The 22,948-nt window shown below is 70.0% G+C and carries 21 protein-coding genes; 13 read left to right on the top strand and 8 right to left on the bottom strand.

The window, feature by feature from the left end:
* Positions 1–6: 6 nt before the first annotated feature.
* A complete protein-coding gene (gene rarD / locus Q8Q71_RS16940; protein WP_305760772.1) occupies positions 7–927 on the bottom strand; it encodes an EamA family transporter RarD in 921 nt (306 codons plus the stop codon).
* Between the two features lie 153 nt (positions 928–1,080).
* Positions 1,081–2,127, bottom strand: coding sequence for an aspartate-semialdehyde dehydrogenase (locus tag Q8Q71_RS16935; RefSeq protein ID WP_305760771.1), 1,047 nt, complete (start codon positions 2,125–2,127; stop codon positions 1,081–1,083).
* A gap of 146 nt (positions 2,128–2,273) precedes the next feature.
* On the opposite strand from Q8Q71_RS16935, the gene zapE reads away from it, so the two are divergent.
* Positions 2,274–3,386, top strand: coding sequence for a cell division protein ZapE (gene zapE / locus Q8Q71_RS16930; RefSeq protein WP_305760770.1), 1,113 nt, complete (start codon positions 2,274–2,276; stop codon positions 3,384–3,386).
* A gap of 61 nt (positions 3,387–3,447) precedes the next feature.
* A complete protein-coding gene (locus Q8Q71_RS16925; protein ID WP_305760769.1) occupies positions 3,448–3,975 on the top strand; it encodes a hypothetical protein in 528 nt (175 codons plus the stop codon).
* A 78-nt stretch (positions 3,976–4,053) separates the two neighbouring features.
* Here Q8Q71_RS16925 and mdh read toward each other — a convergent pair whose 3' ends face one another.
* The gene (gene mdh / locus Q8Q71_RS16920; RefSeq protein ID WP_305760768.1) at positions 4,054–5,016 is read right to left on the bottom strand and encodes a malate dehydrogenase; all 963 of its coding nucleotides are present in this window, start codon (positions 5,014–5,016) and stop codon (positions 4,054–4,056) included.
* A gap of 133 nt (positions 5,017–5,149) precedes the next feature.
* Between mdh and Q8Q71_RS16915 the strand changes: the two genes are divergently transcribed.
* The 6 genes from Q8Q71_RS16915 to Q8Q71_RS16890 all read left to right on the top strand — a co-directional run bounded on the left by Q8Q71_RS16915 (position 5,150) and on the right by Q8Q71_RS16890 (position 13,581).
* Positions 5,150–5,935, top strand: a complete 786-nt coding sequence (locus tag Q8Q71_RS16915; RefSeq protein ID WP_305760767.1) for an EcsC family protein — start codon at positions 5,150–5,152, stop codon at positions 5,933–5,935.
* Between the two features lie 24 nt (positions 5,936–5,959).
* Complete coding sequence (locus Q8Q71_RS16910) at positions 5,960–6,370, top strand: VOC family protein (protein WP_305760766.1); 411 nt, start codon at positions 5,960–5,962, stop codon at positions 6,368–6,370.
* Between the two features lie 111 nt (positions 6,371–6,481).
* Entirely contained in the window at positions 6,482–7,285 is an 804-nt protein-coding gene (locus Q8Q71_RS16905) for a helix-turn-helix transcriptional regulator (RefSeq protein ID WP_305760765.1), read from the top strand.
* 113 nt (positions 7,286–7,398) lie between these two features.
* Positions 7,399–9,642: a catalase/peroxidase HPI gene (katG, locus tag Q8Q71_RS16900; protein ID WP_305760764.1), complete on the top strand. Its 2,244-nt coding sequence runs from the start codon at positions 7,399–7,401 to the stop codon at positions 9,640–9,642.
* A gap of 64 nt (positions 9,643–9,706) precedes the next feature.
* Positions 9,707–10,594 carry a hydrogen peroxide-inducible genes activator gene (locus Q8Q71_RS16895; protein WP_305760805.1) on the top strand — a complete coding sequence of 296 codons (888 nt, stop codon included), beginning with the start codon at positions 9,707–9,709 and terminating at the stop codon, positions 10,592–10,594.
* A 95-nt stretch (positions 10,595–10,689) separates the two neighbouring features.
* Positions 10,690–13,581, top strand: coding sequence for a pitrilysin family protein (locus tag Q8Q71_RS16890; protein WP_305760763.1), 2,892 nt, complete (start codon positions 10,690–10,692; stop codon positions 13,579–13,581).
* A 4-nt stretch (positions 13,582–13,585) separates the two neighbouring features.
* On the opposite strand, the gene Q8Q71_RS16885 is transcribed toward Q8Q71_RS16890, so the two are convergent.
* The 4 genes from Q8Q71_RS16885 to Q8Q71_RS16870 all read right to left on the bottom strand — a co-directional run bounded on the left by Q8Q71_RS16885 (position 13,586) and on the right by Q8Q71_RS16870 (position 16,731).
* The gene (locus tag Q8Q71_RS16885; RefSeq protein ID WP_305760762.1) at positions 13,586–14,416 is read right to left on the bottom strand and encodes a serine protease; all 831 of its coding nucleotides are present in this window, start codon (positions 14,414–14,416) and stop codon (positions 13,586–13,588) included.
* A 4-nt stretch (positions 14,417–14,420) separates the two neighbouring features.
* Positions 14,421–14,864, bottom strand: a complete 444-nt coding sequence (locus Q8Q71_RS16880; protein ID WP_305760761.1) for a DUF350 domain-containing protein — start codon at positions 14,862–14,864, stop codon at positions 14,421–14,423.
* A 109-nt stretch (positions 14,865–14,973) separates the two neighbouring features.
* On the bottom strand, positions 14,974–16,152 hold the full coding sequence (gene rlmN, locus Q8Q71_RS16875) for a 23S rRNA (adenine(2503)-C(2))-methyltransferase RlmN (RefSeq protein ID WP_305760760.1): 1,179 nt from the start codon (positions 16,150–16,152) through the stop codon (positions 14,974–14,976).
* A 168-nt stretch (positions 16,153–16,320) separates the two neighbouring features.
* Positions 16,321–16,731: a metallopeptidase family protein gene (locus Q8Q71_RS16870; protein WP_305760759.1), complete on the bottom strand. Its 411-nt coding sequence runs from the start codon at positions 16,729–16,731 to the stop codon at positions 16,321–16,323.
* 140 nt (positions 16,732–16,871) lie between these two features.
* On the opposite strand from Q8Q71_RS16870, the gene Q8Q71_RS16865 reads away from it, so the two are divergent.
* Positions 16,872–19,196: an ATP-binding protein gene (locus tag Q8Q71_RS16865; protein WP_305760758.1), complete on the top strand. Its 2,325-nt coding sequence runs from the start codon at positions 16,872–16,874 to the stop codon at positions 19,194–19,196.
* Between the two features lie 4 nt (positions 19,197–19,200).
* Here the strand turns inward: Q8Q71_RS16865 and Q8Q71_RS16860 are convergent, their stop codons facing one another.
* The gene (locus Q8Q71_RS16860) at positions 19,201–19,815 is read right to left on the bottom strand and encodes a malonic semialdehyde reductase (protein WP_305760757.1); all 615 of its coding nucleotides are present in this window, start codon (positions 19,813–19,815) and stop codon (positions 19,201–19,203) included.
* A gap of 161 nt (positions 19,816–19,976) precedes the next feature.
* Here Q8Q71_RS16860 and Q8Q71_RS16855 point away from each other — a divergent pair, with 161 nt between their 5' ends.
* The 4 genes from Q8Q71_RS16855 (at position 19,977) to Q8Q71_RS16840 (ending at position 22,947) form a co-directional block, all read left to right on the top strand.
* Positions 19,977–20,306: a YbaB/EbfC family nucleoid-associated protein gene (locus Q8Q71_RS16855; protein ID WP_305760756.1), complete on the top strand. Its 330-nt coding sequence runs from the start codon at positions 19,977–19,979 to the stop codon at positions 20,304–20,306.
* A gap of 11 nt (positions 20,307–20,317) precedes the next feature.
* A complete protein-coding gene (locus tag Q8Q71_RS16850) occupies positions 20,318–20,749 on the top strand; it encodes a nuclear transport factor 2 family protein (protein ID WP_305760755.1) in 432 nt (143 codons plus the stop codon).
* Position 20,750: 1 nt separating this feature from the next.
* Positions 20,751–21,353 (top strand): recombination mediator RecR, encoded by a 603-nt coding sequence (gene recR / locus Q8Q71_RS16845; RefSeq protein ID WP_305760754.1) that lies wholly within the window; start codon positions 20,751–20,753, stop codon positions 21,351–21,353.
* A gap of 322 nt (positions 21,354–21,675) precedes the next feature.
* Positions 21,676–22,947: a DNA recombination protein RmuC gene (locus Q8Q71_RS16840; RefSeq protein ID WP_305760753.1), complete on the top strand. Its 1,272-nt coding sequence runs from the start codon at positions 21,676–21,678 to the stop codon at positions 22,945–22,947.
* Position 22,948: the final 1 nt, after the last annotated feature.

The following is a 22,948-nucleotide window of genomic DNA, read 5'->3' as shown; positions in this document are numbered from 1 at the left end:
CCGACGCTAGGCCGGTTCAGCCGCCCGCTTCAAGGCCTCGCGCGCCGCCCGATGGCGGAACCAGGCCGCCGTCGCGAAGACGCCGGCGCCGCCCCAGATGAAGGCGAAGCTGATCACGCGCAGGGGCGTCAGGGCCTCGCCGGCCCAGACGCCGACGGCGAACTGGAGCGTCGGGGCGAGGAACTGGATGAAGCCGATGGTCGACAGGGGCAGGCGCCGGGCCGACCAGGCGAACAGGGCCAGGGGCAGGACGGTGGCGGGCCCGTTGGCGATGGCCCACACCGTGTTGACGGGGCTGTCGAAGGCGACGCCGGCCCCGGTGTGCTGCAGCCACAATACCCAGCCGAGGCCGAACGGGACCAGCAGCAGGCATTCGACCAGCAGGCCGGCCTGGGCGTCGATGGGGACGCGCTTTCGGATCACGCCATAGCTGGCGAAGCTGAAGGCGAGGATCAGGGATATCCATGGCGGGCGACCGAGGGCCAGGGCCTGGAACAGTACGCCGACGGCGGCCAGGCCGATGGCGATCCAGCCCCAACGGTCGATCCTCTCGCGAAACAGCCACAGGCCCACGACCATGTTGAGCAGGGGGTTGATGTAGTAGCCGAGGCTGGCTTCGAGCGTCGCCTCATGGGTGGTGGCCCAGACATAGACGCCCCAGTTGACCGCGATCAGCAGGGTCGAGGCCGTCAGCCAGCCGAGGGTCCGGGGGTTCGTCAGGGCCGAGCGGACCTGACCGCCCTGGCCCGCCAGCAGGACCAGCAGGCCCGCGAACGCCACGGCCCAGAGGGCCCGGTGGGCGAGGATCTCCAGCGCGTCGAAGCCGACGTCGTGCTGGCCCATGAACAGCAGGGGCATGAAGCCCCACATGACGTAGCAGCCGAAGGCCGACAGCAGGGCGGCGCGGGGGGCGGACGCGGCGGTCATACTTTTTCGTCCGTCATCCTCGGGCTTGACCCGAGGATCAGAGGTGGGGCTGGCGAGGTGTCAGGGACGGCCCCGCGAACGAGGACCGCCTCCCGGACCGAACGGCGGCTCGTCCGGCCCTCGGGTCAAGCCCGAGGGTGACGGTTGTGAGTGTCAGACGGTGATCGAGCGATATCCCGAGGCCGGCCTGATCATGCCCGTCTCGTCCAGCAGCTGGGCGATCTGGACGGCGTTCAGGGCCGCGCCCTTGCGCAGGTTGTCGGAGACGACCCACAGCGACAGGCCGTTCTCGACGGTGGGGTCCTTGCGGATGCGGCTGACGTAGACGGCGTGTTCGCCGGCGGCGTCGACGGGGGTGATGTAGCCGTCGTGCTCCTGCTTATCGATGACCATGACGCCGGGGGCGTCGCGCAGGATGGCGCGGGCCTCGTCGGGCGAGATGGGACGGTCGAACTCGAGGGTCACGGATTCCGAATGGCCGACGAAGACCGGCACGCGCACGCAGGTGACCGTCAGCCTGATGTCGGGATCGAGGATCTTGTGCGTCTCCTTCCACATCTTGGCTTCCTCGTCGGTGTAGCCGTCGTCGAGGAAGGACCCGATGAAGGGGATGACGTTGAAGGCGATCTGCTTGGGGAACAGCTTGGGCCGCGCGTCGCCGAGGCCATAGATGGCCTTGGTCTGGTTCCACAGCTCGTCCATGCCCGCCTTGCCGGCGCCCGAGACCGATTGATAGGTCGAGACCACGGCGCGCTTGATCTTCGCCGCGTCATGCAGGGGCTTGAGGGCCACGACCAGCTGGGCGGTCGAGCAGTTGGGGTTGGCGATGATGTTCTTCTTCGTCGCCAGCTTGATGGCGTCCGGGTTCACCTCGGGCACGATCAGCGGCACGTCCGGGTCCATGCGGAAGGCGGACGAATTGTCGATGACGATGGGGCCGGCCTTGCCGATCTTCTCGGACCAGGCGCGCGAGGCGTCGCCGCCCGCGCTCATCAGCACCAGGTCGACGGTCGAGAAATCGAACAGTTCGATGTCCTCGCATTTGATCGTCTTGTCGCCCCACGACACCTCGACGCCCTTGGACTTGCGCGAGGCGACGGCGTGCATGGTCTCGACGGGGAAGTTGAGCTCCTCGAGGATGTTCAGCATTTCCCGGCCGACGTTGCCGGTGGCGCCTACGACGGCGACGCGATAGCCCATTCTGGTGTGTCCTTCGGACGCGCCAACGCTCGCCGCGCGGCGGCTCGCTGCTTGAGCGCAGATTGTGATGGTTTGCCTATGTGGGCTTTCGCGGGCGCGAAGCAATCGCTTTTCAGCGGTCGCGGGCGCCGCTAAGCCCGAGAACGATGCCCTCACGCATACGCACCGCTTATGACCGTCGTTTGGCCGACGGTCGGCTGACGCCCGATCCGTCGCAGATTCCGGTGGTCGAAGCCCTGTCGCGACTGGAGAAGGATCTGCGCAGGAAGGCCCCGCTGGGCGGGCTTTTCGGCCAGGCGGAAGTCCGGGGCGTCTATCTGTGGGGGCCGCCGGGGCGCGGAAAGTCCATCCTGATGGACCTGTTTTTCGCCTGCGCGCCCGAACCGCGGAAGACCCGGGCCCATTTCCACGCTTTCATGGCCCGCGTCCACGGCCTGATCCGGCAGTGGCGCACGGGCGACGTCGACATGCGCAAGCGGGTGTTCGGACAATGGAAGGGCGACGACCCCATCAAGCCCGTGGCCGAGTTGATCGCGTCCGAGGCGCGGCTGCTGTGCTTCGACGAGCTGCAGGTCACCGACATCGCCGACGCCCTGATCCTGGGCCGGTTGTTCGAGGCCCTGTTCGAACAGAATGTGGTGCTGGCGGTGACCTCGAACCGGGCCCCGGACCAGTTGTATCTGAACGGGATCAACCGCGAATTGTTCGTCCCTTTCATAGACCTGATCGAACGGAAATGCGTGGTCGTCAGCGTCTCGGGCGCGCGCGACTGGCGGCTGGACCGGCTGATGGGCGACCGGGTCTGGTTCACGCCGGCCGATGCCGACGCGCGGGCGGCGTTCGAAGCCCTGTGGTCCGACCTCAAGGGCGATCAGGCCGAATGTCCGGCGCATCTGAAGGTGACGGGCCGCGACGTGGTGATCGAACGCACCGACGGCGGCCTGGCGCGGGCGACCTTCGGCCAGCTGTGCGGCACGGCGCTGGGGCCGCAGGACTATCTGGCCATCGCCGGGCGGTTCCACACCCTGTTCATCGAGGACGTGCCGGTGCTGGGCCCGGCCAACCACCACGAGGCGCGGCGGTTCGTGACCCTGACCGACGCCCTCTATGAAGCCGGCACGCGTCTGGTGGCCCTGGCCGAAGCGGCGCCCGAGGCCCTGTATCCCAGGGGCGTGGGAGCGTTCGAATTCGAGCGGACGGTGTCGCGACTCAATGAAATGGCCGGGGCGGACTGGCTGGCGCGCGAGCGAACGGTATAGGATCGTCGCCACAATTCCGCTTGACCCGCTCGACTAACGTCGCCCGTCCCGGAGATTTCCCATGCGCCGCCTGTCCGTCCTGCTCGCCGTCCTGACCCTCGGGGCCGCGGCTCCCGGTGTCGCTCTCGCCCAGACCCCGCCGCCGGCCGCGGTCTCGACCAACGGCGTCTCGGTCCAGGAGGCGCGCACCTGGCTGACCGGCCTGGGCGGTTCTGTCGGCGAACCGACGGTGCGGGAGGGCCTGACCAGCCTGCACGTCGCGGACCAACCCCTGCCGTGGAACCTGACCTTCTACGCCTGCGGCCCGACCCTGTGCGACGACGTCCAGTACAGCGCCATCTTCTCCGGCCCGATCACCGTCGACCAGATCAACGCCTGGAACCGCGACAACCGCTATCTGAAGGCCTTCTTCGTCCCTGCGGCGGCGGCCGGCGGCGAGGCGAACGCCGTGGTCCAGTACGATGTCGTGCTCACCAGCGCCGGGCCCGAGCAGCTGCGCGAGCCCACGGTGATCTGGCTGCAGATGCTGCGGACGTTCGCGCAGGGCCTGGTCACGGCGGCGCCGGCGGCGGCTCCCCCGGCCAACTGACACGAAAAAGGCCCCGGATTGCTCCGGGGCCGGATCGTCTTCCCTGTCGGTTGCGTCGACGGGGGAGAGGGATTTTGCCTAGGCCAGACTGCCGTCGATGTCCTTGCAGGCCTGGATCAGGCCGTTCACCGACTCGACCGATTTGGCGAACATGGCCCTTTCGTCGTCGTTGGTGGTGAACTCGACCACCTTCTCGACGCCGCCGGCGCCGATCAGGGCGGGCACGCCGACATAGAGATCCTTGAGACCGTATTCGCCCGACAGCCAGACGGCGCAGGGCAGGACGCGCTTCTGGTCCAGCAGATACGACTTCGCCATGGCGATGGCCGATTCCGCCGGGGCGTAGAAGGCCGAGCCGGTCTTCAGCAGGGCCACGATCTCGCCGCCGCCCTTGCGGGTGCGGTCGACGATGGCGTCCAGCTCGGCCTGGCTCAGGAAGCCGGCCTTGACCGCGTCGGGCAGGGGCAGGCCGCCGATGGTCGAGTGGCGCACCATGGGCACCATGTCGTCGCCGTGGCCGCCGAGGGTCCAGGCGTGGATGTCCTGCACCGAGACGCCGGTCTTTTCAGCCAGGAAATACGCGAAGCGGGCCGAGTCGAGCACGCCGGCCATGCCGACGACCTTGTTCTTCGGGAGTCCCGAGAATTTCTGCAGGGCCCAGACCATGGCGTCCAGCGGGTTGGTGATGCAGATGACGAAGGCGTTGGGGGCGTGCTGTTTGATGCCCTCGCCGACGGCCTTCATGACCTTGAGGTTGATGCCGATCAGGTCGTCGCGGCTCATGCCCGGCTTGCGCGGCACGCCGGCGGTGACGATGCAGACGTCGGCGCCCGCGATGTCGGCGTAGTCGTTGGCGCCCTTCAGCGAGACGTCCGTGCCGATGACGGCGGTGGCCTCGGCGATGTCCAGCGCCTTGCCCTGGGGCGTGCCCTCGGCGATGTCGAACAGGATGACGTCGCCCAGCGCCTCGCGCGCCGCCACATGGGCCAGGGTGCCGCCGATCATGCCGGCGCCGATAAGGGCGATCTTCGCGCGAGCCATGTGAGTCTCCGTTGGCCTACCGCGCTTCGCGCTACTTGAGGCCGGGCTGCTAGGGTGGGGAGGAAAGGGTTGGCGGCGGTCTAGACCCGCGCGCTTTCGCCTGCAACCGTGACGCCGCGTCACCGGAGCGACCATGGCCCGCCCGCCCGAAACCCGTCCCGAATTCGTCGCCGCCGAAGCCGTGCCGTCAGACCTGATCACCGTCGTCGATGAGCGCACCGTGCGCGCCGAGGTCGAGGCGTGGCGCGCGAGGGTGCTGAAGCATCCGGGACTGTGGGACAGGGCGACGCGCGGGACCCAGGACCGGATCAACCGCATCATCCCCGAGAAGGTCCATGCCATCGTCACCGCGGGCGTCGAGGCGATGACGAAGGGGATTCTGTTCGGCTCGGACCTGGTCCCGGCGCGGCCCATGGCCGACGGCTCTCTGGCGGCGCGCGAGCTGCGGGCGCGGGCCATGATCCGGACGTATCGCAACACGGCGGGCGTCGAGGGCGGGGTCGCCGGGGCCGGCGGCTTCGTGCTGGCGGCCGCCGACTTTCCGGCCCTGATGGCGATCAAGGTGCGGATGCTGGCCGATGTGGTCGGCGCCTATGGCTGGGGCGGCGACACGGTGCGCGAGCGGCTGTTCGTGCTGCACGTCTTCCACCTCGCTTTCGCCAGCGCCCGGCGGCGGCCCGCGGCGCTGGCGGCGCTGGAGGCGTGGATCGCCGGCGTGGACCAGCCCGGGACGATCACGGACTACGACTGGCGGCGGTTCCAGATCGAGTATCGCGACTACATCGATCTCGCCAAACTGGCCCAGCTGATCCCCGTCGTCGGCGCGCCCATCGGGGCGGTGGTCAACTGGCGGCTGGTCGACCGGCTGGGCGAAACGGCGATGATGGCGTGCCGGATGCGGTGGCTGGCGAACGGTTGACGTTCCTGCTTTGTTCGTGTTCAGGTGAGGCGTCTGAGGAAGGGTTTCGACATGATCGGCTATGTGACGCTGGGCACCAATGATCTTGAGCGGGGGGCGAAATTCTATGACGCCATCGCCGCGGAGTTGGGGACGGGACGAATGATGGAGTGGCCGGGGGCGATCGCCTGGGGCGCGCCAGGCGGGTCGCCGGGCATCGGCCTGACCAGGCCGTTCGACGGTCAGGCGGCCAGCGTCGGCAACGGGGTGATGGTGGCGCTGGAGGCGTCGTCGCGCGAGCAGATCCATCGGCTGTACGACATCGCCCTGGCCCATGGCGGGACCTGCGAGGGGCCGCCCGGACCACGCGGAGAGACTTTCTACGCCGCCTATTTCCGCGATCCCGACGGCAACAAGCTGAACGCCTTCATGATGGAGCAGGGGGCGGTAGTGTAGGCGCGCCGGGCCCGCGACACGATTTTCTTGTGCGCTTCGGCGGGCGTCCGGCGGTTGTCCGGCTGAATCTGGCGGTGCAGGCTGCCGGCTTCGACAGCTGACGAAGTCCGCATGAAAGACCGGAGCGCCGAAGACCCCAGTCCCCTCGACCGCCTGACCGCGGGCGAACGCGAGGTGCTGATCCTGCTCGCCCGGGGGCATACCGCCAAGACCATCGCCACCAGCCTCGGGCTGTCGGTCGCGGCCGTGAACGAGCGTCTGCGCGGCGCGCGGCGCAGGACGGGCGCGGGGTCCAGCCGCGAGCTGGCGCGGCGTCTGGCCCAGGAAAATCGTGACGAGTTTTCAGGGCTGGCCCCGGGGGACGAGCCGGCCTTTCGTTCGGGGGAGCCGGCGCCGAAGGGGCGCTGGAACAGCCGGAGAAACGTCATGATCGCCAGCGCCGCCCTCGCCGCCGCCGTCGCCCTTGCCTTGGGGCCCCAGCTCGCTGACCGATCCCAGGAGGCCGCGCCCGACCGGTCGGGACCGGACGCCGAAGTCCTCGCCCGGCTGTCGTCCAGTCCCAGCCCCTCGCAGCTTCGCGAGCGGCTCCGCGCCGAGCGCCGCGATGAGCCCTGGGCCGTGCGTAGCGAGTCGGGCATTCGCGAGCGGTATGGACGCCTGCCGGTGGCGGCCCGTTCGCTGGAGGCCCTGTCGGTCAACTGCGGCGCGACCCTGTGCGAGGTCGTGGGCCGGACCCGCGCGGACGTGACCAGCGACGACGTCAGCGCCGTGCTAATCGCCATCCAGTCCGGCGAACTGAGCGCCTCGATCGAACAGCTGGGATTGAGGACCATCAGTTCGGCCTTCACCTCAGACCCGAACAATGCGGGCGGCATCGCCTTCGTCGCCTATCTTGATCGAACAGGAGGCGCCTGATCCGCCCTGGCTCTCATAGATTATTCTGTTCCTGTTAACAGGATTTATCGATTTTCCTTGAGCGCCCGCGGGGTCCAGTCTGGGTCCAATCGCGCTCGACGCAGGAGGAAACCATGGACGGAAACGCCGGCGGACCCACCCCCCTCAATGATCCGAAGAAGGAGCCTGCGGCCCTGCGGTCCCTGCTCGGGCGGACCAATCGCGACTGGTGGCCGAACCAGATCGCCGTCGACATCCTGCACCAGCACGGCCGGACCGGCGATCCGATGGGCGACGGCTTCAACTATGCGAAGGCCTTCAAGGCGCTGGACTATGCGGCGGTCAAGCGCGACCTGACCGCCCTGATGACCGACAGCCAGCCGTGGTGGCCGGCGGACTACGGCCACTACGGCCCCTTCTTCATCCGCATGGCCTGGCACAGCGCCGGCACCTATCGCACCGGCGACGGGCGCGGCGGCGCGGGCGCGGGGCAACAGCGGTTCGCCCCGCTGAACAGCTGGCCGGACAACGGCAACCTCGACAAGGCCCGGCGGCTGCTGTGGCCGATCAAGCAGAAATACGGCGCCAGCCTGTCGTGGGCCGATCTGATGATCCTGGCCGGCAATGTCGCCATCGAGAGCATGGGCGGGCCCGTGTTCGGTTTCGGCGGCGGCCGCGCCGACGTCTGGGAGCCCGAGAAGGACGTCTACTGGGGCACCGAGGAGAAATGGGTCGGCGAGGAGGGCAATGAGACCCGCATCCAGCCGGACAAGGAAATGGCGCTGGAGTCGCCGCTGGCGGCGATCCAGATGGGGCTGATCTATGTGAACCCCGAGGGGCCCGGCGGCGTGCCCGACGCCCTGCAGTCGGCCCGCGACATTCGCGAGACCTTCGCCCGCATGGGGATGAACGACGAGGAGACGGCGGCGCTGACGGCGGGCGGCCACACCTTCGGCAAGGCCCACGGCGCGGGCGACGCGAAGAAGGTCGGGGTGAGCCCCGAGGGGGCCGACATCGCCCAGCAGGGCCTGGGCTGGATATCCGGCCACGAGAGCGGCATGGGCGACCACACCATCACCTCGGGCATCGAGGGGGCCTGGACGCCCACGCCGATCACCTGGGACATGGACTATTTCAACATGCTGCTGGACCACGACTATGAGCTGGTCCGCAGCCCCGCCGGGGCCAAGCAGTGGCAGCCGGTCGGCAATCCGCCGGAGACCCTGGCCCCGGCCGCCCATACGCCGGGCAAGAAGGTCCCGACGATGATGACAACCGCCGACATGGCGTTCAAATTCGACCCGGAATACCGCAAGATCATGGAGCGGTTCCGCGCCGATCCGGCCCATTTCGCCGACGCCTTCGCCCGCGCCTGGTTCAAGCTGTGCCACCGGGACATGGGCCCCAGGGTCCGCTACCTCGGACCGGAAGTGCCGGCGGAGGACCTGATCTGGCAGGATCCCATTCCGAAGCACACGGGGCCGTTGATCGGCGACGCCGACGTCCGGGCGCTGAAGGAGCGGATCGCGGCCTCGGGCCTGTCGATCGCGGAGTTGGTCACGACCGCCTGGGCCGCCGCCGCCACTTACCGCGGCTCGGACCACCGTGGCGGGGCCAACGGCGGCCGCCTGCGGCTCGAGCCGCAGCGCAGCTGGGACGTCAACGAGCCGGGCAAGCTGTCGAAGGTTCTGCAGACCTATGAACGGATCAGGGCGGACTCGGGCCTGAACGTCTCGATCGCCGACCTGATCGTCCTGGGCGGCGGCGTCGGGATCGAACAGGCGGCGAAGGCCGGCGGTCATCCGATCGAGGTCCCGTTCACCCCGGGCCGCACCGACGCCAGCCAGGACCAGACCGACGTCGAGGGCTTCGCGGTGCTGGAGCCGAGGGCCGACGGCTTCCGCAACTATCTGCAGGTGCGGTTCAACGTGCCGACCGAGGAACTGCTGGTCGACCGGGCCCAGCTGCTGGGTCTGACCGCGCCCGAGATGACGGTGCTGGTCGGCGGCCTGCGCGTGCTGGGGGCCAATCACGGCGGCTCGAGGCACGGCGTCTTCACCGATCGTCCGGGGCAGCTGACCAACGACTTCTTCGTCAACCTGCTGGACATGCGGACGGGGTGGAAACAGATCGACGACAGCGGCGACGAGACCTTCGTGGGCTCGGACCGCGTCAGCGGCGAGGAACGGTGGACGGCGACGCGCACCGACCTGGTGTTCGGCTCCAACTCGCAGCTGCGGGCGCTGTCGGAGGTCTATGCCTCGGCCGATGCGGGGCAGAAGTTCGTGAAGGACTTCGTGGCGGCCTGGACGAAAGTGATGAACGCCGACCGGTTCGACATAACCCTGAACGAGGAGTTCGGCGCGGCGGCGGCATAACAGCGCCGCATAGGGCAGGTCGATAACCATGGCGCCCGGCATAGCGACCGCCTATGTCGGTCGCATGCTCCCGACCCTGCGACAGCTCCAGTACCTCAAGCTCCTGGCCGAACACGCCTCGTTCAGCCGCGCGGCCGAGGCCGCCCACGTCAGCCAGCCGGCCCTGTCGGCCGGGGTGCAGGAGCTGGAGAAGATCCTCGGCGCGCCGGTGGTCGAGCGCACGCGCGGCAACGTCCAGCTCACTGCCGTCGGAGCAGAAGCGGTCAAGCGGGCCGAGGACGTGCTGACCCGCACCGAGGATCTGGTCGAGGCGGCCAGGAACGCGGGCAAGCCCCTGTCGGGCCGGTTCCGGCTGGGCGTCATCCCCACGGTGGCCCCCTTTTTGCTGCCCGCCAAATTGCCGGGGATCAAACTGGCATGGCCGGCCTTGCGGCTGTTCATCCGCGAGGACCTGACGCCACGCCTGATCGCGGGCCTGAAGGCGGGTCAGCTGGACGCGGCCGTGATCGCCCTGCCTTACAGTTCGCACGGCGTGGATCACGCCCGGATCGGCGACGACGAAATCCTGGCCGCCGCCCCGGTCGGCCACGCCCTGGCCGGAACCGGCCCGATCCCGGCCGGCTCGCTGAGGGCCGAGGATCTCATCCTGCTGGAGGACGGCCACTGCCTGCGCGACCAGGCGCTGGCCGCCTTCGACATCGATCCGCCCAAGGGCGACGACGTCTTCGCGGCGACCAGCCTGCACACCCTGGTGCAGATGGTGTCGGCGGGCCTGGGGGTCAGCTTCCTGCCCGAGATGGCGGTGCGGGCCGGACTGGCCGACATGCCCGGCGTGGTGGTCCGCCCCATCGCCGCCAGGGCGCCGCGCCGCGAGATCGTCGTCGCCTGGCGCACCGGCTCCAGCCGGGCGGCCGAGGCGAAACTGCTGGCGGAAGCGCTGACTCTGGATTGAGCCCCGGCTTCATTACGACTCCGTAAGGTGCGCCGGGTTTTCGCCCTGATAGGGTTCGCGGGCCCGCGCGCGTCGGGCGTCCGGAGCCGTGTCCCATGAAGTCCCGCCTGTTCGCCGCCGTCTCGATTTCCGCCCTGATGCTGGGAACCGTCGCCTGGGCCATGACACCCGACGCGGCCCAGACCGGGATGGCGGTCGCCGCCGACGCAGCCGGTCGCGGCGTGGCCGCCCAGGACAGTCCCGCGCCCATAGTCGTGCCGCCTCTGGGCTTTCAGGAGCGGATCCTGCCGAATGGCCTGAGGGTCTACACCGCCCGCGATACGGCCACGTCCAATGTCACGGTGCAGGTCTGGTACAAGGTCGGGGCCAAGGACGATCCGGAAGGCCGCTCGGGCTTCGCCCACATGTTCGAACACCTGATGTTCAAGGCGACGCGCAACCTGCCGCAGGAGACCTTCGACCGGCTGACCGAGGACGTCGGCGGCTCGAACAACGCCTCCACCGGCCTGGACGTGACCAACTACTACGAGACTGTGCCGGCCCAGCACCTGGAGCGGATGCTGTTCGCCGAGGCCGAACGGATGGGGTCGCTGGTGGTCGACGAGGGTTCGTTCGAGAGCGAGCGCGACGTCGTAAAGGAGGAGTTCCGCCAGCGCGTTCTGTCGACGCCCTACGGCCGCTTCCAGCGCCTGCATTCCCAGGCCTTCATCTATCAGGACAGCCCGTACCGCCGTCCGGGCATCGGCTCGATCGCCGATCTGGACGCCGCCACCATCGACGACGTGCTGCGCTTCCACGAGACCTTCTACCGGCCGGACAACGCCTATCTGATCGTGGCCGGCAATTTCGACCAGGCCCGGCTGGACGCCTGGATCGACCAGTATTTCGGCGCCATCGAGAACCCCGACCGGGCCCTGCCCGTGAACAACGTGCCCGAGAGCTTCGGCGCGGCGCGCGACGCGACCTTCTACGGCCCCAACGTGCCCCTGCCGATGGTGCAGATCACCTGGCCCACCGTGCCCTACAACCATCCCGACCGCGCGGCCCTGGACGTGCTGGACGGCATCCTGTCGACCGGCGAAAGCAGCCGTCTCTACCAGGCGCTGGTCTATCGCCAGCAGATCGCGACCGCGGCCAGCTCCTCGAACAGCCAGCAGCAGCAGGTCGGGGTGCTGAACACCACGGCCATCATGAGCGCCGGCCACACGCCGGACGAGGGCCTCGCCGCCCTTCGCGCCGAGATCGCCCGCATCCGCGACGAGCCGGTGACCGAGGCCGAGCTGGCCGAGGCCAGGACCGAACTGGTGGCGCAGGCCCTGCGCGGGCTGGAGACCATCGACGGCCGCGCCTTCCAACTGGGCTACACCCTCATCATGACCGGCGACCCGACCGTGGCCGACCGCGACGTGGCCGACATCCAGGCGGTGACCGTCGCCGACGTTCAGCGGGTGGCGCGTCAGTATCTGCGCGACGACCGGGCCATTTCGATGCGCTATCTGCAGGCCGACGACGAACATCCGGCGTCGACCGTCCAGGAGGCGTTCACCGCCCCGGTCACCCTGGCCGCCCTCGCGCCCGCCGGCGAGCCGGTGACCCTGCTGCCCGAAGACCAGCGCACGCCCCTGCCGCAGCCCGGCGAGGCGGTCGATGCGGCCACGCCGCAGGTGGCCGAGCGCCGCCTGTCCAACGGCATGCGGGTGTTGGTCGCGCAAAAGCCCGGCCTGCCCCTGATTTCGGCCCGGCTGAGCTTCGACGCCGGCACGTCCGACGATCCGGCCGGCAAGGCCGGCGTCGCCAACTTCACCGCCTCCCTGCTGACCCAGGGCACAGAAAGCCGCTCGGCCCCCGAGATCGCCACCGAGATCGAGCGGCTGGGCGCCAACATCGGCGCGGGCGCGGGCCCGGACTTCACCAATGTCTTCGCCTCCTCGCCGTCGAACGTCTTCCCGCAGACCATGGCCCTGATGGCCGATGTGGTGCGCAACCCGGCCTATGCCGCCGAGGAGCTGGACCGCGAGAAGACCCAGACCCTGAACGGCCTGCGGGTGCAGCTGTCGCAGCCCGGACCGGTGGCCGGCCTGGCCGCGGCCCGGGCCGTCTTTGGCGAGGCCCCCTACGCCCTGCCCGGTTCGGGCACGCCGGGCAGCATCCCCGGCCTGGCCCGCGAGGACCTGACCGCCTTCCACGAGGGCCGCTACCGGCCGAGCGAGGCGACCCTGGTCTTCTCGGGCGACATCACGCCCGAGGCCGCCTGGGCCCTCGCCGAACAGGCGTTCGGCGACTGGAGCGACCCGGCCGGCGCCGTGGCCGCCAACGACGACCCGGCCGGCCCGCCGGTCGCGCCGCGCGTCATCGTGGTCGACCAGCCCGGCGCCGGGCAGGCGGCGGTGATCGCGGCCATGCGCGGCATATCGCGCACCGATGAGGACTATTTCCCCATGCTGGTCGGCAACGCCGTCATGGGCGGCGGCTTCTCGGCCCGCCTCAACCAGGAAATCCGCATCAAGCGCGGCCTCTCCTACGGGGCCAGTTCGGGCCTGGGCGTGCGCGAGGACGAGGGCATTCTCTCGGCCTCGGCCCAGACCCGCAACGACGCCGTGCCGGAGGTGGCCGACCTGATCCTGGCCGAGATCGCCCGCCTGTCGACCACCGACGCCACAGAGGCCGAACTGGCCCCGCGCCGGGCGACCCTGATCGGTTCGTTCGGGCGCCAGCTGGAGACCGTCGACGGCCTCGGCGGCCTGGTCGCCAACCTGGCCCTCTACGGCCTGCCGCTGTCGAACCTGGCCACCTACGACGACGACGTGAACGCCGTCACCCCGGCCCAGATCCGGGCCGCCGCGGCCGAACACCTGCCGGCGGCCAACGCCAGCCTGGTGATCGTCGGCGACGCCTCGGTCTTCCTTGAGGCCCTGCGGGCGAAATATCCGGACCTCGAGGTCGTGCCGCTGTCGAGCCTGAACATCGACAGCGTCTCGTTGCACTAGACCCTCAGGCCGACAGGCACACCACCTGGGCGATCCGCAGTTCGCGGCGCAGGTCGTCGGCGACGAGGCCGTAGTTGTCGACGGTGATGATCCGGCCGGTCAGGGGCTCGTCGGCCTTCTGCACGCCGCGGACCGCCGGCCCGAAGGTGTCGGGCGAGGTGGTGTAGATCCGTCCCCGGCGCGGGCTCTCGGCGATGGTGACGCCGATGGCGCGGCCCTGGCGATCCAGCACCGGGGCGCCCGACAGACCGGCCAGGGTGCCGCCCAGGCCGTCGGTCCGGCCGACCTCGGCCCAGGCCAGGACCGGCTCGTCGCGCTGGCCGCGGCCCCGCACCTTCAGCGTCTCGCGTCCCAGCAGGCGCGAGGTGACCTCGCCCGCGCGGGCCTGGGGATAGCCGGGATGGAAGGCGCGCTGCCCGGCGCGCAGACCCCGCGCGGCCATGACCGGAACCGCGTCGGAGCCGCCCTGGGTCAGCAGGACGGCGATGTCGGCGCGGGGCGCCAGCCGCACGTCGGCGGCGACGGCGCGGCCGCCGCCGACGAGAATGGCCGGGCGCCGGCAGCCTTCGACCACGTGGCGGGCCGTGACCCAGCGGCCCTCGCGCGAGATCGAGAAGGCCGTGCCCGAGGCGGGCTGGAAGGGGATGTCGGGGGCGTTGACGGTGACGGCCGGGTCGAAAGGGGTGACCGGACCCAGAAGCGCGCCCTCGACCTCGTCGGGCGCGGGCGGCGCGGGCGGCGCGTCGGCGTTCTCGCGGCGGTTCAGCGACCAGAGCACGAGGGCGCCGACCACCAGCGAATAGACGAGCCAGTCCGGCGCTCGGGGGAAACCCATGGCGTCAGCCGGTCAGGGCGGCGGCGAGGATCAATGCGGTCGACAGCTTGGCCCCGACCAGCAGGACGGCCGCCGCGATCTCGCCGTCGCGGATTCGCTGGGGCAGGCCGGTCAGCAGCATGTCGACCAGCCGGAAGGCCAGGAGCTGCAGCACCACCGTGGCCACGCCCCACAGGACGATGTCCTTGATCGAGGTCGAGACGCTGAGGCTGACCGCCAGCGGGATGGCGAGGCCGACCAGCACGCCGGAGAAGGCGACCGCGGCGGCGGCGTTGCCCTCCCGGATCAGGGCGATCTCCTTCCACGGCGTGAACAGGGCGTAGATGACCGCGCCGGCGGTCATCAGCGCCAGCGTCACGCCCAGATGCGCCAGGGTGGTCGGAAAGCCGGTCGCGAAGGCCTGGACCTCGGCGCTGTCGAGCACGGTGGAGAGGGCCGAGGAGTCCATGTTGATCCGGAGGTTCAGAGGTCCGTGACGATTGCCCGGTTTTCGCCCCAATCCGCAAGTCCGGCGGCGCCACACCCGATCACGAATCTTGTCCCGGTGTAACCGGAGGTTAGGCCGCCTCGATCACGCCTTCGACGGGGGCCTGTCCGGCCTTGCGCAGGGCCGAGGCCCGCACCTTCTCGCTCTCGGACTTCAGCTGGCCGCAGGCGGCGAGGATGTCGCGGCCGCGCGGGGTGCGGATCGGCGAGGCGTAGCCGGCCTTGTTGAGGATGGCGGCGAACCGCTCGATCGTCTTCCAGTCCGAGCATTCGTAGTCGGTGCCCGGCCACGGATTGAACGGGATCAGGTTCACCTTGGCGGGAATGCCCTCGATCAGCTTCAGCAGGGCGCGCGCTTCCTCGGGGCTGTCGTTGACGCCCTTCAGCATCACATATTCGAACGTCACCCGGCGGGCGTTGGAGAGGCCCGGATAGGCGCGGATGCCGGCCATCAACTGGGCCAGGTCGTATTTCTTGTTCAGCGGCACCAGCACGTCGCGCAGGGCGTCGTTGGTGGCGTGCAGGCTGATCGCCAGCATGGCCTGGGTGCGGGTTCCCAGCGCGTCCAGCTGCGGCGTGACGCCCGAGGTCGATACGGTGATCCGGCGCCGCGACAGGGCGATGCCCTCATTGTCGGAGATGATGTCGATGGCGTCGGCGACGTGGTCCAGATTGTAGAGCGGCTCGCCCATGCCCATGAAGACGATGTTCGACAGGCGGCGGTCTTCCCTGGGCGACGGCCATTCCTCGAGGTCGTCGCGGGCGACCTGGACCTGGGCCACGATCTCGGCGGCGGTCAGGTTGCGTACCAGCTTCTGGGTGCCGGTGTGGCAGAAGGTGCAGTTCAGGGTGCAGCCGACCTGGCTGGACACGCACAGGGCGCCGGCGCGGCCGACGTCGGGGATGTAGACGGTCTCGATCTCGATGCCGGGCGCGGTGCGGATCAGCCATTTGCGGGTGCCGTCCCTCGACACCTGGCGCTCGACGATCTCGGGGCGGGCGAGGGTGAAGGCCGCGGCCAGTTTCGCCTGCGTATCCTTCGCGATGTTGCTCATCGCCGCGAAGTCGGTGACGCCGTAGTGGTGGATCCAGCCCCAGACCTGACTGGCCCGCATCTTCGCCTTCTCGGGCGGGCAGATGTCGGCCTCGATCAACGCCTGACGCAGGCCCCCGCGCGTCAGCCCCGAGAGGTTGATGGGCGCCGCGGGCTTGGCGGCGGACGTGCGCGAAAGGTCGAGCGTGAGGCTCAAGGGGGCAATCCAGCAAGAGAGGGAGGTGGGGCTTATACCACAGATCGGGAAGGATTTAAGGCGGGGGCAGGAAGTGGCGAGTGGCCAGGGGCCAGTGGCGAGTGGTCATTGCGCGCTTCCCCGTCCGCGTTTCCCGACCGCCAATCACCAGCCACAGGCCACTGGCCACTAATCATCCGGCTCGTCCTCGATCACGTCGATCCGGTCGTCGTCCAGCCCGAAATGGTGGCCGATTTCGTGGATCAGGACGTGGGCGATGATCTCCGACAGGCCGACGTCGCCGCGCTCGCACCATTCGTCGAGGATCGGGCGGCGGTAGAGGAAGATGCGCGACGCCTCGGCGGCCGGTCCCATCTGGTCGCGCAGGCCGATGTCGACGCCGTGGTAGAGGCCGGTCAGTTCGAACGGGTCCTCCATCTCCATCAGCGCAAGGGTCTCATCGTCAGCGAAGTCGTCGACGCGGATGACCACCTCGCCGGCCAGCGAGCGGAACGGTTCGGGCAGGGCGTCGAAGGCCTCGCGCGCCAGCCGGGCGAAATCGTCGAGCGAGGGCGCGGTCTGATCGGTCCAGTCGGTCATCGGGCCCATATCGGGCGTTCGACGCCCGCTCGCAAATCCGGCGACGCGGGTTATGGTTACCGAATCAGATTCTGGTCGGGCCTGACGCGCATTGCGCGGCTTGAGGCCCGGGGGCGCGGGGCTCCGAAGCAGGGATGGGAATGGCCGAGGCCGACATCGCCTATGTCGCGACCGCGGGCGCCGCGGGACTGGCCCTGGCCCTCAGCGCCTGGGCGGCCCGGCTGCGCCGCCGGCTGGCGGCCCGCAATCGCAGGGCCGAGGCCGAACTGGCCGCCGCCCGGGTCGACCTCGCCGACCGCGACGGGGCGCTGGCGGCCTTCGAGGACATTCGTCTGGCGCTCACCCCCGACGGTCAGACCCGCCGCCTGGGCTCGGCCCAGGCCTGGGACGCCGTCACCCGCGACCTCGGCGAGGGGGACGCGCCGGAGTCGGACCCGGCCCTGGTCGTGCTGGACGCCGTGCGCGCCGCCGCGGGCCCGCGGCTGAACGCCCTGATCGACCAGGGCGAGGCCTTCGACGCCGTGCTCGAGGGCTCCGGCGGCGCCTGGGCGGTCGAGGGCCGCTCGGCGGCCGGCGCGGCCTGGCTGAGGCTGGCCCGGCTGGGGCTGGTCGGCACGGCGACCGAAAGCGGCCTGGGCCTGCTGGCCGATTCCTATCCGGCCCCGACCTGGATCGCCGACGCCGCCGGCCGGCTGGCCTGGGCCAACAAGGCGTGGCTGGCCGAGATGAAGGTCGACAGCGTCGACGAGGCGCGCGAGCGGGGGTTGAGTTTCGACCGCGGGGCCGACGCCGTGGTGGCCGAGGCGGGGCGGCTGAAACAGCGGCAGGAAGGCTTTCGCTGGACCACCGGGGGCGGCCGTCGCCGGGCCTGGCGGATCGTGGCCGAGCCGGCGCCCGGCGGGGCCGGGGCCGTGCTGGCCTTCGCCCTCGACATGACCGAGGCGGAAGAGACCCGCGACACCCTGCGCCGCCACGTCGAGGCCCATGACGAAACGCTGAACCACCTCGCCGACGCCGTCGCCATCTTCGGGCCCTCGAAGCGGCTGGCCTTTCACAACACCGCCTTCCAGACCCTGTTCAACATCGACCCCGCCTGGCTGGACGAGCGTCCGACCCACGCCGAACTGCTGGACCGGCTGCGCCAGCGCCGCCTGTTGCCCGAGGTCATCGACTACGCCGGCTGGAAGGCCAATGAGCTGGACTTCTACGGCGCCTCGACCGCCGCGCCCGACGACAGCTGGTCCCTGCCGGACGGGCGCACGCTCAGGGTCGTGCGCCAGCCGCACCCGCTGGGCGGGGTGCTGCTGCTGTTCTCGGACATCACCGACGAACTGAAGCTGCGCAGCCGGTTCAACGCCCAGATCCAGGTCCAGACGGCCACCCTCGACAAGCTGAACGACGCCGTGGCCGTGTTCGGGTCCGACGGCCGCATCCGGCTGCACAACGAGGCCTTCGACGCCTTCTGGGGCGTCAGCGGCGAGGCGCTGGACGCCGCGGGCGACTTCGACACGGTCGCCGCCCTGTGCCAGTCGACCATGCCCGACCCCGCCCTGTGGCTGGGCCTCAAGGCCCGGGTCGCGGATCCCGATCCCGAAAGCCGGGTGCCGATCGCCGGCGAGGGCAGGACCGTCGATGGCCGCATCGCCTCCTGGCTGACCCGGCCGTTGCCGGACGGCGCGACCCTGGTGGCCTTCTCCGACGTCACCGCCCGGCGCGGACTCGAGCAGGCCCTGGCCGCCAAGGCCCAGGCGCTGGAGGAATCGACGGCCCTGAAGCGCGAGTTCGTCGGCAGCGTCTCCTACGAACTGCGCACGCCGCTGACGACCATCGTCGGCTATTCCGAACTGCTGGAGACCCAGGCCGACCTGCCCGAACGCAGCCGCCAGCACGCCGGCGCGATCCGCATCGCCGCCAGCCAGCTGGCCAGTTCGATCGACGACGTGCTGGACATGGCCCAGATCGACGCCGGCGAGATGGAGCTGCAGCTGGGCGACGTGCGGGTCTGCGACCTGCTGGACGACGCCGCCGGCAAGGTACGGGAACGCATCGAGGGCCGGGGCGCGACCCTGACGGTGAAATGCCCGGAGGCCCTGCGCCCGATCCGCGCCGACGCCCAGCGGGTGGGCCAGGCCCTGGAGCATCTGCTGGACAACGCCGCCCGGGCGGTCTCGGAAGGCGGAGCCGTGACCCTGATCGCCGAGGTCACCACCTCCGAGGTCCGCATCCGGGTCGAGGACACCGGGCGCGGCATCCCCTATCACCTGCAGGCCCACGTCTTCGACCGGTTCGTCCGGCGCGAGCGGGGCGGTCCGGGCGTGGGCCTGGCCCTGGTCAAGGCCCTGGTCGAACTGCACGGCGGCTGGGCCGAGGTGGAGAGCGAACCCGGCAAGGGGGCGGCCTTCATCCTGCACCTGCCGCTCGAGGCCGCGGGCGTGGCCGCGGCGCCCGAACTGCGCCTGGGCTGACGATCTAGAGGATCGACGCCGCCTCCTCGAAGCCCAGGCGCGGCGAGCGGGGGAACAGGTTCTCGTCCGTGCCATAGCCCAGGTTGACGATGAAATTGGGCTCCACGGCCGTGCCGGCGAAGAATTCGGCCCTCACGCCGTCCGCGTCGAAGCCCGACATCGGGCCGACGTCCAGGCCCAGGGCCCGCGCCGCCAGCAGGAAGTAGCCGCCCTGCAGCGAAGCGTTGCGGAAGGCGGCCTGGCGCCGTTGGGCCTCGTCGGCGAACCAGTCCTTCACGCCCGGGACATGGGGGAACAGCACCGGCAGATGCTCGTGGAAATCGATGTCCTGGCCGATGATGACATTGACCGGGGCCTGCAGCGTCTTGGCCCGGTTGCCCTCCGCCATCAGGGGCGCCAGCCGGGCCTTGGCCTCGGCCGAGGTGATGAAAAGGAAGCGGGCCGGCGTGGCGTTGAAGGCGGTCGGGCCGAATTTGGTCAGGTCGTACAGCCGGCGCAGCAGATCGCTGGACACCGGGCGGTCGGTCCAGCCGTTGCGCGTGCGGGCGCCGGTGAACAGCTGGTCCAGCGCGTCGTCGGACAGGGGCGCGTCGCGGGTCGCAAGAGCGTCGTAGGCCATGGGGTCTCCCTCGGACTGGAATTAGCAACAGCAATGAGTGCTAATTGGGGATGAAGGATTGCAGGGCCAGAGGATATAAGAACACAAACTGTTACAGATACAGTCGCCGGGGGCGGTTCGCGCCCTTGGCGCCGAGGGACGGAACCGCCTATCTAGGGCGCATGAAAGATCTCAACGCCCTCATGCAGCAGGCCCAGGCGATGCAGCAGAAGCTGCAGGACGCCCAGGCGAAAATGGCCGAGACCACCGCGTCCGGAACCTCGGGCGGCGGCCTCGTCGCCATCGCGCTCAAGGGCGCCGGCGAGATCACCGCCGTGACCATCGACGACAGCCTGCTGGTCCCGGGCGAGGGCGAGATTCTGGCCGACCTGATCGTCGCCGCCCACGCCGACGCCAAGCGCAAGCTGGACGAGGCCAACAGCGCCCTGATGCGCGAGGCCGCCGGGCCGATGGCCGGGATGAACATCCCCGGCATGCCCAAGCTGTTCTGATGAGGCTGCCGATGCGCGGACCCGCCATGGCCGCCGCCCTGCTGTTCGCGCCGACGGCCGCCCTCGCCCAGGTCCCGCCGGATCTCGCCCGCGAGGCGCGCGAGTACGAACGCGCCCAGATCGAGGGCGATCGCGCCGCGCTGGAGCGGCTGATCGCCGACGACTATGTTCTGGTCGGCGGCGACGGCTCGCGCACGGACAAGGGCGCCCATATCGCCGAATTCACCGCGCCGGAAATGGACCTGCAGCCGGTCGTCGTGCGCGACCCGGTCGAACACGTCTGGACCGACGGCGCGGCCCTGGGCGGCACGGTCGACGTGGTGGGGACCTACGGGGGAACGCCCTTCCGCCAGACCCTGCGCTATATCGACATCTGGGCTCTGCGCGACGGCGAATGGCGGGTCGTCTACGGCCAGGCCACGCGCGTCCCGGCCGCCGACTGACATGGCCGCCTCCGCCGGACCCGAGATCGAGCGGTTGATCGCCCTCCTGGCCAGGCTGCCGGGTCTGGGACCCCGCTCGGCCCGGCGCGCGGCCCTGGCCCTGCTCAAGAAGCGCGAACAGTTGCTGGTGCCTCTGGCCGCCTCGCTGGCCGAGACGGCGGCGAAGGTCACGTCGTGCAGCGTCTGCGGCGCGCCTGACACCCGCGATCCCTGTTCGATCTGCTCCGACGGCGCCCGCGACAACGCCCTGATCTGCGTGGTCGAGGAGGCCGGGGCCCTGTGGGCCATGGAGCGCTCGGGGGCCTTCCGCGGCAAATACCATGTCCTTGGCGGGCTGCTGTCGGCGCTGGATGGCGTCGGCCCCGACGCCCTCAGGGTGGCCGAACTGGTCGGCCGGGTCCGTGGCGGCGAGGCGAAGGAGGTCGTCCTGGCCCTGCCCGCCACCGTCGACGGCCAGACCACGGCCCACTATCTCGCCGAACGGCTGGCCGGGAGCGGCGTCGAGATCACCTCCCTGGCCCGCGGCGTGCCGGTCGGCGGCGAACTCGACTGGCTGGACGACGGCACCATCATCCAGGCGATGCGCCAGCGCAGGCCGGCCTGAGATCCGCCTCACCACGACCGTCATCCTCGGGTCTAGCCCGAGGATGACGGGAGGGAAAAATGCCTGCGTCCGATTCTGACGCAGGGTCGGTGTAGGCTGCGGCGCGGAGGATCATTCGGGCCGTCGTAAAGCAGTCGGGGACGCAAATGGACGCTTCGGACGCATTGGACGCTTGGGACTGCTTTCCCGGTTTTCACCCGGATGCAAATGGCCTCTTCGGACGCATTGGACGCATGGGACTCCATTTTCTGGTTTTCACCCGGGTGAAAATCGACATTGGACGCCATGGCGACGCCCGGCGACTCCCGCTAAGGAACGGAGCATGAACGCTTCGCTCGTCGCCTTTCTCGCCGCCTCGGTCGTCGCCGTCATCGCCCTCGCTTGGGCCCTGATGGAGCGCCGCCGCGCCGCCGCGGCCGAAACCCGGGCCTGGGAGCTGCGCGAGCGCCATGCCGAAACCGAGGCCCGGATGCGCCTGTTCGAGGACCAGGCGGCGACCTCCACCGAACTGCTCCGCGCCCAGGCCGCCCAGACCGCCAACACGGCGGCCAACGCCGTCGCCGAGGAGCTGTTGAAACGCACCGACGAGACCTTCCGCACCCGCGAATTAATGGCCCAGCAGCGCATGGAGGCCCAGCTCAAGCCCGTGGCCGACACGCTGAAACTGTTCCAGGAGCATGTCGCGGCGCTGGAGAAGACGCGCAACGAGGAGACCGGCGGGCTGAAGGAGCAGCTGGCCCTGCTGATGACCGCCTCCACCGCGACCCGCGACGAGGCGCGGCGCCTGACCGAGGCGCTGAAGGGCAACACCGGGCGGCGCGGCCGCTGGGGCGAACAGACCTGCCGCAATGTGCTCGAGGCCGCCGGCATGGCGGGCCGGTTCGACTTCACCGAACAGACCTCGACCGCCGACGATCAGGGCCGCCAGCAACGCCCCGACTTCGTCGTCCGCATGCCGGGCGGCGGCATGTTCGTGATCGACGCCAAGGTGCCGTTGGCCTTCCCCGACGCCGCCGACGGCGATGAGGAAGCCCAGGGCCGCGCCGCCTCCCTGCGCACCGCCGCCAGCATGAAGACCCACGTCCGCCAGCTGTCGTCCAAGGCCTATCAGGACCAGTTCAAACCCAGCCCGGACGTCGTCGTCATGTTCGTGCCGGGCGAGTCCTTCCTGTCCGCCGCTCTCGATCATGAGCCGGACCTGATCACCCAGGCCATGGAGGCCCGCGTCCTTATCGCCACCCCGACCACCCTGTTCGCCCTGTGCAAGGCCGTCGCCTACGGCTGGCGCGCGGAAGAGCAGGCGAAGAACGCCGAGGAGGTCGCGAAACTGGGCAAGGAGCTCTACAAACGGCTCTCGGTCATGGGCGGCCACGCCGCCGCCGTGGGCCGGGCGCTGGATACGGCGGTGGGCAAGTACAACCAGTTCGTCGGCTCGCTCGAAAGCCAGGTCATGGTTTCGGCGCGCCGTTTCGAGGATCTCCAGGTCGATCACGAGGGCAAGGACCTGCCCGGACTGCCCCCGGTGGAGACGGCGCCGCGCTCCCTTTCCCGTCCTGAACTGGCCGCGCCCGCCGCCGACGTCGCCGCCGAATAGC

It is taken from the genome of Brevundimonas sp. (assembly GCF_030704825.1).
Taxonomy (GTDB): Bacteria; Pseudomonadota; Alphaproteobacteria; order Caulobacterales; family Caulobacteraceae; genus Brevundimonas.
This window is presented reverse-complemented; position numbering and strand designations above follow the sequence as displayed.